12 protein-coding genes are annotated in these 18683 nt (G+C 39.9%); all 12 read right to left on the bottom strand.

Going from position 1 to position 18683, the window contains the following annotated elements:
* Positions 1-120: 120 nt before the first annotated feature.
* A complete protein-coding gene (locus tag H1R81_RS19940) occupies positions 121-561 on the bottom strand; it encodes a nuclear transport factor 2 family protein (protein WP_181842499.1) in 441 nt (146 codons plus the stop codon).
* Between the two features lie 37 nt (positions 562-598).
* Positions 599-1894 (bottom strand): MFS transporter, encoded by a 1296-nt coding sequence (locus H1R81_RS19935; RefSeq protein ID WP_181842498.1) that lies wholly within the window; start codon positions 1892-1894, stop codon positions 599-601.
* Between the two features lie 59 nt (positions 1895-1953).
* Positions 1954-4485, bottom strand: coding sequence for a glycosyl hydrolase (locus H1R81_RS19930; protein WP_181842497.1), 2532 nt, complete (start codon positions 4483-4485; stop codon positions 1954-1956).
* Positions 4486-4494: 9 nt separating this feature from the next.
* Positions 4495-5895: a glucuronate isomerase gene (gene uxaC, locus H1R81_RS19925; RefSeq protein ID WP_181842496.1), complete on the bottom strand. Its 1401-nt coding sequence runs from the start codon at positions 5893-5895 to the stop codon at positions 4495-4497.
* Positions 5896-6075: 180 nt separating this feature from the next.
* Positions 6076-7989 (bottom strand): glycoside hydrolase family 88 protein, encoded by a 1914-nt coding sequence (locus tag H1R81_RS19920; protein WP_181842495.1) that lies wholly within the window; start codon positions 7987-7989, stop codon positions 6076-6078.
* A gap of 44 nt (positions 7990-8033) precedes the next feature.
* Positions 8034-10427, bottom strand: coding sequence for a glycosyl hydrolase family 95 catalytic domain-containing protein (locus H1R81_RS19915; RefSeq protein ID WP_181842494.1), 2394 nt, complete (start codon positions 10425-10427; stop codon positions 8034-8036).
* A 21-nt stretch (positions 10428-10448) separates the two neighbouring features.
* Positions 10449-11654 carry a DUF6786 family protein gene (locus tag H1R81_RS19910; protein WP_181842493.1) on the bottom strand — a complete coding sequence of 402 codons (1206 nt, stop codon included), beginning with the start codon at positions 11652-11654 and terminating at the stop codon, positions 10449-10451.
* 6 nt (positions 11655-11660) lie between these two features.
* Positions 11661-12821 (bottom strand): alpha/beta hydrolase, encoded by a 1161-nt coding sequence (locus H1R81_RS19905; RefSeq protein WP_181842492.1) that lies wholly within the window; start codon positions 12819-12821, stop codon positions 11661-11663.
* Between the two features lie 11 nt (positions 12822-12832).
* Positions 12833-13192, bottom strand: a complete 360-nt coding sequence (locus tag H1R81_RS19900; protein ID WP_181842491.1) for a cupin domain-containing protein — start codon at positions 13190-13192, stop codon at positions 12833-12835.
* A gap of 283 nt (positions 13193-13475) precedes the next feature.
* Complete coding sequence (locus tag H1R81_RS19895) at positions 13476-13952, bottom strand: hypothetical protein (RefSeq protein ID WP_181842490.1); 477 nt, start codon at positions 13950-13952, stop codon at positions 13476-13478.
* A gap of 39 nt (positions 13953-13991) precedes the next feature.
* The gene (locus H1R81_RS19890; protein WP_181842489.1) at positions 13992-15425 is read right to left on the bottom strand and encodes a SusD/RagB family nutrient-binding outer membrane lipoprotein; all 1434 of its coding nucleotides are present in this window, start codon (positions 15423-15425) and stop codon (positions 13992-13994) included.
* A gap of 26 nt (positions 15426-15451) precedes the next feature.
* Positions 15452-18553: a SusC/RagA family TonB-linked outer membrane protein gene (locus H1R81_RS19885; RefSeq protein WP_181842488.1), complete on the bottom strand. Its 3102-nt coding sequence runs from the start codon at positions 18551-18553 to the stop codon at positions 15452-15454.
* Between the last annotated feature and the right edge of the window lie 130 nt (positions 18554-18683).

Below are 18683 nucleotides of genomic sequence, written 5' to 3'. Positions count from 1 at the left end.
AATCTGAATAGGTTCTGTTTGGCTAATAGTTTCTCAATAACGAGAAAGGTTTTACTACTTCTACATAGAATTTAAGAAGTAGTAAAACCAATATTAATTTTGCTTAGAATAAAATTAAATTCAGTTAGGCAGTTTTGATGATTGCCAGGAGTTAAACTGCCATCCCTTTTTACTGTCTTTTGTATAAACGGCTAAATAGCGCAGATGCAGAAGAACAGGTTTGCCATCGACAGGCGGCTGAGTAATCATAACTGTTCCGTTTACTACTGCTGTCTTTTCTTTATTGTAGGTACGCACCAACATAGCCTCTATATCTACTTTTGAGTAGACGCTGCTGCCGTTCAGAACCGACGCAACATAGGATTCTTTATTGTCTGTTTTACCACTTGAATGCACATATATCAGGTCGTCGGCCAGGATTTTATTCAGATATTCACCATCTTTTGCCACCTGAGCGGCAAAGCGTTTTTTTTCTAAATCTTCGATAGTGGTTTTTACACCCTGCCCAAAAGAGAATTGGCTAACCCATAGGAGTACACCTAATACAATTAACTTTTTCATGTTGAATATTTTTTAGTTTGAATACGAAGCCGGATTTTTACAAATCTACTTTTTTCATTTTTGGCACAAGAAGGTGCATAATGAACCATGCCAAAAGATAGGCTGCACCGCAAATGCAAAACATAATAAAGTATCCGGTTTGTATCTGTCCGATTTCGGTATAATAAACAAACATATTTTTTTGCACCAGCCAGGTCAGCAGGATACCACCCAAACCGCCAAACATACCACCAATACCTGTTACCGAACCTGTAGCTTTTTTAGGGAACATATCAGATACCGTAGTGAAAATATTGGCACTCCAGGCCTGGTGAGCCGATGCCGCAATACCAATTACCAATACCGCAAGCCACATATTGATTGCTCCCAAGTATTGAGAGAATAACACTGGTAAAACAGCGAAAGCGTAAATAAGCATACTTGTTTTACGAGCCTTGAAAGCGGGCCAGTTTTTATTGATAAAGTTTAATGGTAACCAGCCGCCGAAAATACTCCCTACACTACCAATGATATAAACCAGTGCAGAAGGCCATGCAACTTCAGTTTTAGAAAGACCATATTCTTTCATCAGAAAATCTGGCAACCAGAATAAATAGAACCACCAAACAGGATCAGTCAGAAATTTACCAATGGCAAAGGCCCAGGTCTGAGGGAATTTCAGTAGGGTAATCCAGGGTACTCTTTCCTGTTTAACGGGTTCTTCCTTGTCTGAATGAATATAGTCATATTCGGCTTTTGACAGACGTTTTTGTTTTTCGGGCACTTCATAGTAGATAAACCACAAAATAAGCCAGATAAAACCAATAGCTCCTGTGAGAATAAAAGCCCATTGCCAACCCCATGTTTCGGCAATCATTGGTACAGATAGTGGTACCACAATAGCACCGATATTAGTGCCTGAATTAAAAAAACCGGTAGCCAGGGCTCTTTCTTTTTGTGGGAACCATTCGGCAACTGATTTAATAGCAGCGGGAAAGTTCCCGGCTTCAGTAACGCCTAAAAAGACCCGTGCAATGATAAAACCTAAAGTACCTGTGCAAAACGCATGGGCAACTGCTGCCACGCTCCATAGCCCTGTAGCAATGGCATAGCCTAATTTTGTGCCGAATTTGTCGACAAAGCCACCTGCAAACACCATACCCATCGCATAGGCTAACTTGAAGGCCAATTCTATATTAGCATAGTCGTTTACTTCTTGTGTGGGTGTCCAGCCGAAGGCTTCGGCCAGATAAGGTTTTAAATAACTGATTACGTTTCGATCAAGATAGTTAATAGTGGTGGCAATAAAGAGAAGACTACAGATAGTCCAACGATACTTTCCGATTTTTTCCATAGTTTATAGGGTTAAAAGATTAGGTTCAGGAAAGGATTCTTTTCCTTTCGGTGATGGATTTATTTTTCTAAAACTAATTTTACAGGACTTAACAATCCAGAAGGAACAGGTTGCCAGTTAGCTGCATTAAAGGGTTGATAACGGATGTCCACCATATTGGTGTCATAAAATTTCTTCCAATTTACTCCTGTTTTGTCTAAATACCTAATTCGGTTGGCTGATAAATTGGTTACTTCTATTTCTAATTTATTACTTGTACTCAGCATATTGGCTGTGAATGGGACTCTGAAAGGCAATGACCAGTACTTGCCTAAGTCTTTTCCGTTGAGTTTAACAGTTGCCATTTCTCTTACATCTCCTAAATCCAGATACCCATTTCTGATCTGGTTTTTATCTAAACTGAATTGTAATTGATAATGGGCTGTTCCGCTAAAGTACTGGGCTGTAGAGTCACTCATATTTACCCACGATTGCAGACTATCTGTCTGGAACGAATGTGGAATAAAAGGTTCTCCTTTTACAAAATCTACTTTCCAGTTGCCTTTTAGTACAATCTTTTCTCCATCTGTTTTAACCGGAGAAATTTTCATTGCAGATGGTTTTTGATTATAGGCTTCAATAAACACGCTTTCTCCGCCAGCAAGTGCCAGCGGTATTTCTATCAAATTAGTATTAATTTTATTGACGTTGACCCACATGCTTTTCTGATGGAGAGGGTCGTAAATTTTAACAGCCTGTGCCGGAATTGCTAAATGAATATTACCCTGTTTAAACTGATTACCAAGATTGCTGACAAAGTAAATAGTACCTGTGGTATTTTTTTTACGGATAAATGATAAACCTGATTCAGCCAAAGGTTCTTTTCTGATTTTAGCAACTTTTAAACTTTCAATGATATTTGCACTAACAGTATTGTTAAGTTTTGATAGTATCTGTTCAAATTGCTTCTGGCGAGTATCCCAATTATGAAATCCGGTAGTAGATTTCGGGAGTCGATTAACAAAGAATACCGGTACCCCGGCACTTTTGCATTTTTCCAAATAAGCAAGTGTTTCCACCGGAAGATATTGCATCGGAGGTACTATTATAGCTTTGTAAACCTGCTTTCCCTGTGTAATCAATTGCTTGTTAGTAATCCGGGTATTTTTTAGCTGTAAATCAGATATAAAATCAAAGCTATAACCATGACTGGTTAACTCTTTACAGGCATCACCAAATGCAGATTTCAGCATACCATCTTTCATAATCGCGTGTACATCAATTGCATGCGTTTTTGCTTTATTGCCCACTGACTGCCATAAATCATGGATTGGGAAGTACATCAGAATATCATTATCCGGCCTGCTGTTTTGCAGTTTTTCCTGACATCGTGTAATATAGCTGTTCAGTTCCGGCAGGTATTCCCAGAAATGGCTTTGCTGATTGAAATTGGTTGATGCATAAAACAACCAGCCAGGGAATGGCTCGTTGGGAGGAGAATAGGGGAGACCATGATAAAAAATATGATTGACTCCGCCAATAAATGATTCATCAATAATAGGTTTAACCTGCGAAAGCGATACTTTAAAGTGATTGCCAAGCCAGGTAGCTGTTTCAGAACTGACTAATTTCTTACCCATCACATTAGATACAGATGAAGCCAGCTTCAAAACCAGCGCATCGGGTACTCCAAAACGATTTACCTCATAGTCAGGGTCAATACGCGAGAGAGGAATATCATAAGGTTTACTACCGAAAAATTCTGTTTCAGGAATATCGGCAATAGCATATAAATCTAAAATATTGGCAGGTGAGCCATGTGCTTCGTTACGGGTAATTTTACCTTGCTGTTTCGACCAGTTTACCCATGTTTTAGTGAAATCTTCGCGAAGAATATCCGAAAGTGTTTCGTTATAATCGCCCCAGATAAGCTTCTCCTTTTCAGTTTCGGCTTTTTCTTTAGCCAAAACGTCTAAATGTTCCTGCAGGTCGTATCTTCTTAACTCTTTGAATCGCTGAAAGAAGTTGGCCGTCCAGTTGGCACCGTAGGCTTCGTAAGAATCATTATAAAAAGCCCGGACAGGATATTTTTTTTCTCCAAAAGCTACATTAAAAGTTTGCAGGTATCGCTCAATAGCGGCTTTGTTGAAAGGGTCAACCACTAATCCTTCACCACCAGGTGCGGCTCTCTTCACTTTCTGATTGGTAGGAGCAAAAGTAAGGGTATATTTTCCGTCTTTTTCTATTACTTTGAATGCCTGAGCGGCATCCTGAGTAGATACATTTTTACCACCAAAAGGCCAGCCTGTTCCTAAAGTTAAATCAATACCCAAGTTATTTTTTTTAGCTTCCTTCAATGTGAAATCAAGCATTCCGAGCCATTCTTTTGATAAAAATGGCAGAAATTTGCTTTCTTCTCCTTTTACCCCATAAATCGGAATAATATGCATTCCACCGAAACCTGCTTTGGCGTATTCTTGTAAATTCTGCCTGATTCCCTCTTTTGTAACAGCACTACCCATCCACCACCAATAAGCCCAGGGCTTGGTAGTAGATACTTGTGCTGAAACCTGACAAGCAATCAGGCAAAAAAAGAGAATAAAACGTTTCATTAAACTTAATTACCAGCCAAAATAGTTTTTGGCGTTGTTGTAGCAAATGTTCTGAATAGTCTCACCAATCCAAGGAATATCATTAGGCAATTCGCCATTCTCAATATCATTGCCATAGATATTGCATAGAATTCTACGGAAATACTCGTGGCGAGGAAACGACAAGAAACTGCGGGAGTCAGTCAGCATACCAATAAAACGGCTTAAAAGCCCCATGTTAGATAGCGCATTGATTTGTCTTTCCATACCATCTTTCTGGTCAAGAAACCACCAACCAGAGCCAAACTGGACTTTTCCGGCCATAGAGCCATCATTGAAATTACCCACCATCGTGGCAATCAACTCATTGTCCCTTGGATTCAGGTTATAAATAATTGTTTTTGCTAACTGGTCGTATTCATCGAGTTTTCCTAAGAATTTGGATAAAGCAGCAGCCTGCGACCAGTCTCCAATAGAATCCCATCCTGTGTCAGGACCTAACAGCCGCATAGCACGCTTATTATTATTGCGTAATGCTCCTAAGTGAAACTGCTGTGTCCAACCTAATTCGGCATACATTTTACCTAATTCATGCAGAATAGCGGATTTGAAAATAATTGCTTCTGCTTCCGAAAGAGTTTTGCCTGCAATGGCATTTTTAAAGGCACTATCGGCCGACTCTGGTGTAAAATCGGCAGCATAGATTTGCTCCAGACCGTGGTCAGAGATTTGCCCACCCTGGGAGGCAAAGAAATCTGCTCTCTTGCGAAGCGCCTTCCGCAAATCTTCAAAAGATTGTATTTCAAAGTTAACTATGACGCCTAATTTCTGAATATAAGTCGGGAAATTGGGATTATCAATCAATATAAACTTATCTGGCCGGAAAGCAGGGAGAACTTTTATCTCAAAATTGCCGGCTTCTCCTAATTGTTGGTGATATTCTAATGTATCCAATGGGTCGTCAGTCGTACAAACCACCTTTACATTCATTTTACGAAGAAGATTACGCACCGAAAATTCAGCAGAATTGACTTTCTCAGAGCTGATGTCATAAATATTTTGAGCCGTTGCTGGGCTTAAAGTATCTTTTATATCAAAATAGCGTTGTAGTTCGAGGTGTGTCCAATGATACAACGGATTCCGCATCGTATAAGGCACAGTTTCTGCCCATTTTTCGAATTTCTCATAGTCAGAGGCATTGCCCGTACAGTATTTTTCATTGATTCCATTCGTACGCATGGCTCGCCATTTATAGTGGTCGCCATAAAGCCATATTTCAGTGATATTCTTAAACACTTTATCTGACAGTATCTGGTCAGGCGGCAAGTGGTTATGGTAATCAATGATAGGCATAACTTTCGCAAACTCGTGGTAGAGAGTGCGGGCGGTTTTGGTTTGCAACAAAAAGTCTTCGTCTAAAAACGGTTTCATGCTCTCTGAAAGGCTATTTTTTAACAGCGACACAAGGATTTTCAGTTCTTTGCTAGCTCTTAATAATTATTGAAATATTGGTTCAGCAAAACTATTTAGTTTAAATTAATTTATTCTGCCCTAATTTTTCTTTTTTTAATACTATTTTGACAAAAAGAAAATGCAATAAGGTACCTTATATTATCTCTTAGTGCTATGTTGCAATAGCCAAGTCGCTAAATCCTTTGCTGCACTAAAATTCTGATATACAATCGGGATACGTCGGCCATCAGTATATTCGTTATACAACCAGGGGTCGCCAACGGCAAATACAGTTCCTTTCCCTATTTTGGCAGCAGCTATAATCACCTCGCCTTTTTCAGTTAGAATCGACTTAGCTGTACCGCTTAGTGCCAATGGCGCTAATTCTTTTATATAAACTGACTGAGTATTTTTGAAGACAGGATTATTAGCCTGAATATCCAGACGGCCCTGTTCCCATTGTGTACCTTGCACCATATTGATATTTTTAGGCAGGAATTGAATACCAAATTCTTTCGCTAACAGATTAAAGTTTTTATGTTCACAATTGGCAGTATCATTCGCCATCATCACTAAAACTCCTCCATTGCGTACCCAATTGCTGATATTTTTAATATCATCTGCCTGAATAAAATTAGGCTTGACTGTTTCTTTTTTAGTATCGGGGTCAACAATAATGTACACATTGACGTCTTTCAGATTTTCGACTGTAGGTGCGGATTTGATAGTAGTTGTTTTGGCACCCAATTGATTAATGATATTACCCCACACCCAGAAACCTGAGTGCATTCGGTCATCCCACGTATAATGAAAATTCTCTTGATTACCATTCAGATCTTTTCTGAACTCATTATTGAAATGCCCATCCACAGCTACTATTTTACCTTTCCCAAGCGCATTCTCATTGGCAATTTCCATTTCAACACTTGCAAAGATAAATGGTCCAACACCCTTCAAATCATTCTTGCGGATAGGCTCACTCAGATAGTATTCATAAGAACCATCACGGTAAGGATTGCCTCCCAAACCACCAACGCTAACTGTTTTATTAAGGCTGATAGTGCCGTCTTTTTCTTTTTCAACAAACTCTTTCAAAATGCCTGCATAACCTTTTTTAGCGGCTGTCAGATATTTGGCATCCAAATAACCCAGTCTTACACCTTTAGCTAAGACATACACAAACATACATGAACCCGAAGCCTCAAAGTAGTTTCCTTTTCTATTCCCTTGTGAAGTCATCTGATACCAAACGCCGGTTTTAGCATCCTGATATTTTACCAATGCAGGAGCTAAGCGTTGCAGATATTTAATAAGATTTGATTTTTCAGGATTATTTTCAGGGAAATAATCTAATACATCAACCAAAGCCATGGCATACCAACCAATGGCGCGACTCCAGAAATGCGGTGAAAGCCCCGTTTTTTTATCAGCCCATTTTTGTTCTTTACTTTCATCGTAGCCGTGATACACCAGGCCTGTTTGCTCATCTACGGCATATTTCTCAATCAAGGCAAATTGTTTGGCAATATCATCAAAATGCTCCGTTTTATTAAATAGCTTGCTGTATTCTGCTGCAAAAGGCTCACACATAAACAAGCCATCTAACCACATCTGATTAGGGTAACGTTGTTTATGCCAATAACCACCCTCTTTAGTTTTAGGCTGATTTTCTATTTGTTTCCATAACAAATTAGCGGCCTTAATATACTTTTCTTTATCGGGCTGGGTTTGTTGGGCAAGCAACAACAAAGCTCTACCGGTGGGTACATTATCCAGGTTGAACTCATTATAAGGGTATGTGCGAATACTGCCATCTTTCTGCACATAACGGTCGAGGTCTTTGCGGATATACTCAAAATACATGCCGTCTCCGGTGCGGTACCATACTTTTTCGAGTGCTTTTAACATAAGCCCCTGCTCGTAGTCCCAGGCGGCAGGTCTATTGGGTTTAACGGCAATAGAATCTCTGTGCCAGGTCATAAACGATTCTGCCATCTGAACCGAATAGGGTTTTTGTGCCAGAGTCGTCAGACTATTTATAAAAAGAATAACAAGTAATTTCGTAAGTTTCATTATCAGAAATAATAAATATGAATAATTATCATTATAGTTGAATACTACCAGGCTACATTGGTTTTCTGACCTGCTTTCAGATTGATTTTCTTCGATTTTTTACCGTTGATAAGCGTGGTTTCTCCGCCATTTTTAGAATAAATAGTTAAAGACTTAATATTTTTATTCTCCCAGTTCATCGACACTTCAAAACCACCTCTGGCACACAAGCCTTTTACCGAACCTGTCGCCCAGTCGTCAGGCAAGGCAGGTAATAAGCGAATTACGTTCTCATCTGATTGAACTAACATTTCTGCCACCGCAGCCGCTCCACCGAAGTTCCCGTCAATCTGAAAGGGCGGGTGAGCATCAAATAGATTAGGATAAGTACCTCCACCGCGTGCATAGTTGGTTTTTACACCATCGGGTTCTACATAGTGCAATAACTCACGATACATTTTATAGGCATGATTACCATCCCATAGCCTTGCCCAAAGATTGATCCGCCAACCTTTCGACCAGCCCGTTGTTTCATCACCTTTAATCTCTAAGGTTTTACGACAGGCATCTGCCAGTAAAGGTGTTTTTTCAGGCGTGATATGATTGCCCGGAAACAAGCCGAATAAATGCGATTGATGGCGATGCTTCGGGTCTTCGTCCTCCCAATCATAATACCACTCTTGTAAATTCCCTTTTTTACCAATCTGATAAGGGTATAGCTTAGTTAATGCCTGCTCTAATTTCGCTCTGAATTCAGCATCTGCATTCAATATTTTAGAAGCTTTGATAGTCTGTTCAAAGCACTCACGAATCATAGCCAGATCAGCAGTGCCGCCGTAAAGCGTAGCACCTTTATACCCTGCTGAATTAATATATTTGTTTTCGGGAGAGGTAGAAGGGGAGGTAACAAGATGTCCGTTCTTATCTTCAATCAACCATTCCAGACAAAATTGTGCTGCACCACGCATCAGGTCATAAGCCTCATTTTTCAGGAAATTCAAGTCTTTTGTGAAAATGTAATGTTCCCACAAATGTGTGCTTAACCAGGTGCCGCCCATTGTCCAGTTAGCCCAAACAGGGTCACCTTTACCAAAATCACCTACCGGATTACTCATCGCCCATATATCAGAATTGTGAGCTACTGTCCAGCCATTCACGCCATAGAAGGTTTTAGCCGTAATTTTCCCGGTTTCAGAAGCATTTTTGATAAAACCTAAGAGCGGAGCGTGCATTTCGGACAGGTTTGTATTTTCTGCCAGCCAGTAATTTTCCTCGGCATTGATATTGGTAGTATAATTACTACTCCAGGGCGGACGCATATAAGGATTCCAGATACCTTGCAGATTGGCAGGTACCCCTTTGGTGCGAGAGCTACTGATTAGAAGGTAACGACCGTACTGAAAATATAAGACTTCCAAAACTTTATCCTCTTTACCTTCAGCATAACGTCTTAAACGCTCATCAGTAGGCAAAACTGGAGCTTGTGATTTACCCAGATTTAAGCTAACCCTATTGAAATAAGTCTGATAATCTTTAATATGCGCCTGTTTTAATTGGGTATAAGTTTTGACAAAAGCTTTATTCAGATTAGTCATTGCAATAGCCCGATTGTCGAGACCCTCGGTAGCAGGATTTTTATCAAAACCATTGAAACTGGTAGCTATGGACACAAAAAGTAATACATCAGTGCCATTTTTGATACCGACTGTGCTATCTGTATGTACGAGTTCGCCACCACCATTATTCTTGATTTTGGCTAAAGTTGTGAAACGTGTTCCTTTGTTTTCATCAAATATGACTGCATCCGGGATATTAACATAATTAGGTGCGGCTTTTACAGGAGCATAGCCATCTACTTTTAGAAGATGCTCATTACCAGAGACTTGGCTTTTCATTTGGCTATTAAATTTTACGTCAAAATTTAACATACCAGGCTTATTACTGCTTAGCTTGATTACCATCACCTGGTCAGGGTGAGATACAAAATATTCTCGGGTATATTTCACCCCGTCAATTTCGTAGGTGGTTTTAGAAATTGCCTCACCGATATTTAGTTCACGATAATAATTTTGGACACTGTCTCCATTCGCAAAGTTGAGGTATAAAGTTCCCAGTGGAGCAAAAGATTCTGAATACTTACCTTGAATATTGCGATAGAGTTTATCTGCTAACTGATAATCTTCATTTTTCAATGCTTCTCTGATAGCCGGAATATTTTTATAGGCTTCCGGGTTCATATTAGGATTGACAGGTTCTCCGGACCACAAAGTAGCATCGTTCAAATAAATTTTATCAGACTGAACACCGCCAAAAACTGTAGCACCTAATTTCCCGTTGCCAAGTACAAGACTTTCTTCAAAGTACTGAGCAGGCTTTTTGTACCATAGGGCTTCATTTGGCTGTGCATAACTTAAGGTTGTAATTGCAAAAAGTAGTAGTAGTAGTTTATATTTCTTCATTGTTGGAATTTGATATTAGCGTCAGAGTTTAGGTATTTCCGATAAATTGATGCCCAATAACTTTTTGCTGATGGCGTTTAAGGAACTTTCGGTTCCTTCAAAATGGAAAGTGCGCTGCGTATGTGTCAGACTTTCATTACGCTTTAAAGCTATGGCAGGCGACGAAGTCTCCAATTCATAAAATTGCCCCATCTGTGAACCTGAATCATTCTTTCCATCATTATAGGCATTAATCGCATCGCCTTTATACGGATTTTTCTGTATCTCCCACATCGAATTCACATAGTCAGTTTCACCATTATAATCAAACTGAACAATAGTCAATATTTTATTTTCTGCATCATAACTACCAGCCACAGGTTTTAAGGCTTGTGGCGGAATACCGATTTTGCCTCTTGATTGCGCATCGGCTTTGAAAAACAAAATATCATCTTTTTTTACTAATCTATCTGCCGCTATTTTGCCAAAATAACTATCGTTAATCTCGTCTGCCTTACCTGATTGGTAAGGGATAATAATCGTATTTTGCGGAGAAGCCTTCATCATACCTAAAAGCCAGATGGATAGTAAACCTTTCGATTTGTCCCAGTCTTCAGCTCCTGTGTTCTTTACCACATTCTTTGTTTGATAGCCAACCCATGCTAAATCTTTCAAAGAAACGCCTAATAATTTTTCAGCTTCTACCTGATTTAATAAACTGATTTCGCGATTCAGATTTACTTTGAATTTTGTGCCTGAATAGTTTTCTAATTCCATATCTTTCGAGAAAACAGCTTTGTCGGCCTGTTTTTCTATTAAATCATAGGAAACCGTATCTATTTCGGCAGGGGTTTGCCAGTTGGCAAAATCGAAAGTACTGCCTTTTTTGAAGAATACTGAATATTGACCACCCTCAGGGCCAAACCAGAAACGTTCCTCACCACCAAAGGCATTCATGTGTGGTGTGTATTTACCTGAAGCAATCACGTCATGGTTAATCCAGCCATAGCTGAAACCATTCATGCCTTTGGCCGAACTGGTCATTACACGTGCCTGATAGTCGCCTACAATGACTACTTTCATGCTGTCCTGCTCTAATAATACTACTTCTTTATATTTTTTCAGAAAATCATAATCATAATCAAATGTCTGCTCTGATTTCATAGTTGTTTGTGTTTCGCTGGCCTTGTGGTTAGTATTACAAGACCAGATAGATAATACCAACAAGGTTGAAAGTACTTTTTTCATTGCTATTTAATTTAGCAGTTTCATTACCGCCTCATCGCCCATTAGGGCATTAGCTGGTAAAGGGTGTTTTTCATCAAATACTTTTAAATCTGCGGCAGTTAAAACTGTATTAACACTTTCATCTACTTTGCCGTTTACCTTTACTTTATTAATATCTAATTTCAGATGTTTAGCTAAAAAATCATAGGCCGCCAGGCGTTTCGAAATACCATAATCATGCTTTTCATTCGGCAGATGCACGTTTTCTAACTGGTTCTCAGCGCCATAGAAAGAATAAATCCTTTTCACGAATGGATATTCAAGTTCCGGTGTATTTTTTGTCCAGTCACCACCATCCGAAATCATAATCATTGGGCGAGGAGCAGCTAAAGCAGCAATTTCAACATTGGTAGTGGTATGAGTGGGGCGTTTATGGACAGGCATGCCACTCTCACAAACACAGCCACCAAAGAAGAAACCTGATACCATCACTACAGGTACGGATACCTTAATTCTCTGGTCGATGGCAGTTAATAAAAAGGTTTGTGTACCACCACCAGACTCTCCTGTCATACCGATTCTGTCTTTATCAATATTAGGCAAACCAAGCAAGAAGTCTAAGGCGGCAATACCATTAGCCAATTGCACTTTCACAGCTTTCGGGATTTTATGATCGCATTGTTTCGAATCTCCCATGCCTATCATATCATAGGCAAATACTACGGCCCCCATACGTGCCAGAGTAGCGCAACGTTGTTGGGTATATTCTTTGAATCGTGGGTCTTGACCATGTCCATGAGGGCAAAGAATACCCGCCATTTTTCCGGTTTGATTCAATGGACGATACAGATTGCCTGTCACATAAATGCCATCCAGACTCTGGAATGAAACATTCTCAACACTATACCCATTAAGTTCTTTCTTGCTATGAATAGTAATGTTTGATGGTTTCTTTAGTTTCAATTTGTTTAGTTCTGAGCCTTCCAGAATACCCTGACGGATGAGTGCGGCATGCTTTTCCCAGCTTTTTTTATCAGAATATTGTCTGGCTAAGTCTTCGTGTACTTTTACAGCCTGTTCTTCGGTGTAGAATTTTCCCTGCATCAGATCAGGTTTTTCGGGATTGTACTGGCTGAATGCACAGAAACCAACCAAAGAAAGACAAATGGCCAAAAATGAGAATTTCATAGGAGTGAGGTTTATGGTTGAATAAAATCTTCTCGCATAGGGTTAAAGACGTCAATCAGTACACCATCTTCTAAACAGACTGCCCCATGTAGCACATCAGATGGCACAAAATACACATCGCCTTCATGCAGGGTTTTGGTTTCATCATTGATGGTGATTTCAAAAACGCCACTGGCAATATAGCTGATTTGCAGGTGAGGATGCTTATGAGTTGTGCCAATTCCTCCTTTCATAAAAGCGACTTTCACCAGCATCAGGTCTTTAGAATAAGACATGATTTTGCGCTTGATTTTATCGTTAACTACTTCCCAGGGCAACTCATTGTCGGTTACTAATGTTTTTTCAAAGGCGGTATGTACGAAAGCGTTCAAGGTTTCTGAATTATAGGGTTTATTGAATAGATTATACTTCTATGGTAAAGTAAAAGTACCTATTATTTCTAAAGAAAATATTTACTCTCGATTGATATTTTTATGCAAACGTTATCGGGAACGTTGCCAAAATTGCACTCAGGTGTTAATAGAATTGTAAATATCTAAGAAATATCCCAAAAAGCATAAAGATTAATTCAATCTTGGTAGTTCTGTAATAAAAAAACCCCGATAGCCATGAAGCATCGGGATTTGAGGAGCGATTTTATTTTACCAAAAATTTTCAGTTAGTGGTTAAAGTTGCCGACTTCTGAGCTGACACCAGACCGTTTTCTGCTACAATTTCAGCAAAGAAGACACGTGAGGTTTTTGGGGTTTCCTGCGCGGTAACAGGTACAGCTAAAACATAGTTTCTGAGGATTGCATCATATTTTTGTGTACCGGCAGGAACCGTAGCAACCAGGGTTTTTGTACCTGAAGCAGTAGGCGCCCAATATACCCTGAATTCTTTTACTGGCACTTCTGACGTAAACTCAATATTAAAATTGGTATTTGTTCCAGGCGCAGCAGTAAGCCCTGTTATTACAGAGGTATTGGCAGTAGTAGTTCGGGTTGTTCCTAACCATACAACCGATATTTGCGCTACTTTACCTTTGGTAGCAGTTATTTCATTTATTAGGTCTGGTTCTTCATAGCACCCAGTCATAAGGATTGCCGAAAGTGCTAATAGTGTACATAAGAATATTTTTATATTTTTCATATCTCTCAAAATTTAAAATTGTTGAATTAACAGACATTATTATTTTGTAAATACCCACATTTTTGCGCCTGGCTGTTTCTGGTTTGCTTCTGCATTCTGGGCATTTCTTGTTAACTCTGACGATGGGTATTTCATACGCTGGATTCGTTGCCCATTCAGGTCAGGGTTGACATTAAGTGGCATCGGAAAATCCAGATAATTATATTTCCTTACATCTGTCCATATATCTCCAATCAAAAACATGGCTTTGTATTTCTCCCGCATGATTTTCAACAAAGTAAGACTATCCTGACCACCACCTACTGCAGGATTACTTACATAAAGGTCAAAATCTTGTGGACTTACGCCTAATTTGGTCATATTGGCTCTTACAATATCTATAAAAGCAGCATAACCTTCGTTAGTTGTACCTGTTGAAGTAATAGTGCCGCCGTTAGCTAAGAATCTGGCTTCGGCTTCTATTGCTTTTACTTCGGCGTAAGTCATCATCACAATGGGTGAATTGATATTTGAGTGCCAGGCTCTTGTAGTAAAATCTACTGTTGAACCTGCACCTGAGCCAGGTACTACACCCGAATAAGTGGTTTGCCCGTTTTTTAAACTAACTATAACAGGAAGGCGAGGGTCAACAACACCCTGTACTTTGCCATTCATCAGGTCAACGAAAGTACTGCCATATGTAATTGACAAGTTGCCTGTGCTATTTGCCAATGCCACACGGCTGTACCAGGGACTCAGGTTTTTTGAGTTGTATTGTAACTGGAAATCATCTGCGTTGCTTGTCATGGCATTTGGTAATGCAGCTAACGCTGTTTGAGAGGCCGTCTGTGGGTTTAAAGCTGATTGGTGCATTGCATAACGGGCTTTAAGCGAATAGGCCAGACGAGACCACTTGCCTAAATCGCCACCATAAATAAGGTCATCAGTGCCTGGCTTCACACCGGAATTTTTAGTTAATTCTGCAATACCTTCATCTAATAGTTGTTGAATAGTCGTATAAATAGTTTGTTGACTATCATAAGTAGGAGTGAAGATTTTCTGATCAGCCTGCGAGTAAGGTACATTTTCCCAGTTTACAGTGGCTAATCCCAGATTATAAGCTAAAAGCGTTTTGGCGATACCTACATATGCCGGATTGTTGTCGGCAGTTCCTTTCTGAATAATAAGATTTAACTGCGGTATTACGTACAGATATAGGTTTGACCACCCCGCAGCGTTTTCAGCCTCATAATAGGCATCGGTTCCGTTAGTACCTAAATTACTGCCTATTTGCTGAGCGTATTGTCCGGCATAATAGGCTTGTTGATAACTGGCTTCACTTGTATAAAACTGAGCAGTTGGTAAAAGCTCCTGTACTGTTGCATCAGATTTTAAGGTTGGGTCAACATTCACGTCAAGAAAGTCCTGACAACCGGATAAAACAGTCATAAACCCACCGAACAGAAGAGTATATATATAATGTATTTTTTTCATTGTAATAAGATGTTTATAGAAGTGGATTAGAAATTAGCCGATACACCAAACATAAAACTTCTGGTAGCAGGGTTATTTCTACCCACAAAACCGATAATATTGGTACCCGAACCAAAAGATAAAGCTTCGGGATCGTACCCACGGAATGGCGTATTCAGGAATAAGTTGGTTCCGGTAAAGCTGAATCTTACCCCATTTTTAAATACAGATTTACCAATCAGACTTTGGGGAAGCGAGTAGCTTAAGTTGACTGTTCGAAGGCGAATCCACGACGCATCCTGAATATTTAATTTCGACCAGCCATTGAAACGTGTGGAAGTAGATGGATTGTAAAGTGCATCATCTAAATAGACAGTGCGTGTATTGGGTACATACGTAACAGAACCATCGGCCCCTTTTTGCTCCACAACACCATTAAATACTACCTGCTCGTAGCGTCGTTCAGTCAGTTTAATAGAACCACTGCGCAATGCATTTCTTTCACCTAAGTCAATGGCATCGCCACCATGACGCCACTCTAACAAAGCTGATAAACTTAACCCTTTGTAGTTGAAAGTATTGGTTAAGCCACCCAGCCAGTCGGGCAAAGCATTGCCATATTGTGTCAGGGTTGTGCTCGTAACCGGAAAACCCGTGTTGGCATCAATAAGTAATTGTCCATCCGGGGCCCTTCTATAATCATAGCCCCATAAATCACCGATTTTGCTGCCTTCACGAATTCTTAAACTACCCACTACATTATCATAATAAGAAATTTCCTGTAATTCGGCAGGCATTTCAATTACTTTACCAGACATTTTCGACCAGTTTAAAGAAGCATCCCAGCTAAAATCCTTGTTCTGGATGATTTTTGCAGTAGCCAATAATTCTACCCCTTTATTGCGAATCAGTCCGATATTGGTATAGTAGAAAGAATAACCTGACACGTTAGATACGGGAGCCCTGACAATCTGATTTTTGCTATCCATAGTAAAATATGTTGCATCAAGCATAAACCGATTTTTGAAGAAGCGTAACTCAGTTCCTACTTCAATTGATGTAGTACGTTCTGGTTTCAGGTCAGGATCAGCAGTTGTAAGCCTGCGGAAGTAGCCCGGCACTGTATTTCCAAACGGGAAGTTATCGGTAATATCAAAATAGCTACCAGATACATAAGGGTCTGTACCTTTCCCAACCTGTGCCCATGAGGCACGCAACTTACCATAAGACAGCGTATTATTGCTGCCAAAATGCTCTGTGAATATATAGCCTGTACTAAACGATGGATAAAAGAACGAGTTATTGGCCTGCGGAAGAGTAGAAACAATGTCGTTTCGTCCGGTGGCGTTCAGATACAAAATGTCTTTATAGCTCAGTTTGGCATCGGCAAAGAAACTGGCGATACGGTAATGTGCCGGAGAATAGAAACGTGTCTGCTGGTTTCTGTAAGAACTGATGTCGTTGGTAAATGGAGCTTTAAAGCCCTCTCCACGAATATAGTAGCTATCAGGACGTTCGCTGTTTACCAAAGAGTTACCAACCATTAAATAGCCGTTCCAGTTATTTCCAAAATCCTTTTTGGCTGTAACATACAGGTTTGAGTTTAGCTCACGATAATTCAGAAATTCATTTACCAAGAAACCTTTTACCTGAATCCCGACGTCAAAAGTACTGTCTACCTGGCGGCTGCGGGTTTCATGATAGGTATCGTATGTCAACTGATATTTGGCAGTCAGCCAGTCAGTAATATTGTAATTTAAGGTAACATCAGCAATGTAACGGTTTACTTTATCGATCCGTGGACTTTTTTCAACCAGATAGCGAGGATTATCAGTAAAACCCGGAAGGATATTTTTCTGCGTTCCATCCGGATTCAGATAATCATTCACATCATAGGTATTCGGCCAGTAACCTAAGGCACTAAAGATAGATTTATCGCCGGCAGGTGGGCGTTTGCCGCCTGAATTGATATAGTTGAATGAAGCTGAAACTGAGAAATTTTTGGTGATATTATATAACCCAGCTACTTTGGCAGATGTACGGCCAAAATCAGTATTCGGTACAATACCTGCCTGATAACTACGGCCTAACGATACGTAAATATTCCCCTTATCGCCACCTTTAGTCAGTGTAATGTTGTTATTGTTGGTGAGCCCCGTTCTGTAAAATCCACGGAAGTTATCGTAGATTTTATCGGTTGTATTCTGAGGGTCCAAAACCGGACCGAAAGATTGGTAAGGTGTTCTGCCTGGTCCTAAAGGAATAAATTCGCCTAATCTACCTTGCAGGAAAGTTGTTTGAATTGAAGGTGATTTACCTAAAACATCGGCACTGACAGACGAAGAAACAGAGATATTCAGTTTGCCGGATTTGCCTCTTTTGGTTGTAATGATAATTGCCCCGTTTGAGGCCCTTAATCCATATAGTGCAGTAGCTGAAGGCCCTTTTAAGATGGAGATACTTTCAATATCATCAGGATTAATATCAGCAGCCCGGTTGGTATTAGCAAATTGCTCACCTGCACCTGGCGAGTTACTACCAGCACTTGGTAAAGGATTCCCTGCACTCGTAGAGTTGGAGATGATAATCCCATCAACTACAAATAAAGGCTGGTTATCGGCATTACCACTTAATGAGGTAACGCCCCTCAGGATAATATTGATACCAGCACCAGGCGCACCTCCAGAACCTGTTACGACTGCTCCCGCAATTTTACCTTGCAAAGCACCCACAATATTCTGGTTTCCCGAATTCTTTATTTCCTCTGACTTAATAGATTGTATTGAGTAACCAATAGCACGTTTTTCCTGCGTTTGTCCTAACGCAGTCACTACTACTTCGCCCAAAGCCGAGGCCGAAGCATTCATCACGATGTTAATAGTTGTCTGATCTTCTACCAAAACGGTTTGGGTTTCCATACCCACAAAACTGAAAATCAATTCAGTTCCTCTAACTACTGAGATGCTGTATTCGCCATTCGCATCCGTAATAGTTCCAACATTTTTTCCCTTGGCTGTAACATTGACGCCCGGAATTGCCGTGCCATCATCTGAAGATGTAACTTTCCCTCTGATTGTATTCTGTGCAGATACTTTTAAAGAAAGCAAAAGACATAGCAAAAAACTTAGTTTGTGTAGCTTTTTTTTCATGAAAATGTAAATATATTTGGTTTTAGTATGGTAAATGTAAGAAATCTATCCATAACATCTACCCTTATACAACGAGACTCATATAGCTAAAAGCTTGATTGATTTTTTAGGTTAGCTATGAAATAGCAGT

The organism is Emticicia sp. BO119, assembly GCF_013912375.1.
Taxonomy (GTDB): domain Bacteria; phylum Bacteroidota; class Bacteroidia; order Cytophagales; family Spirosomataceae; genus Emticicia.
Note: the sequence above shows the minus strand (reverse complement) of the source record. Positions and strands in the feature narration are given on the sequence as shown.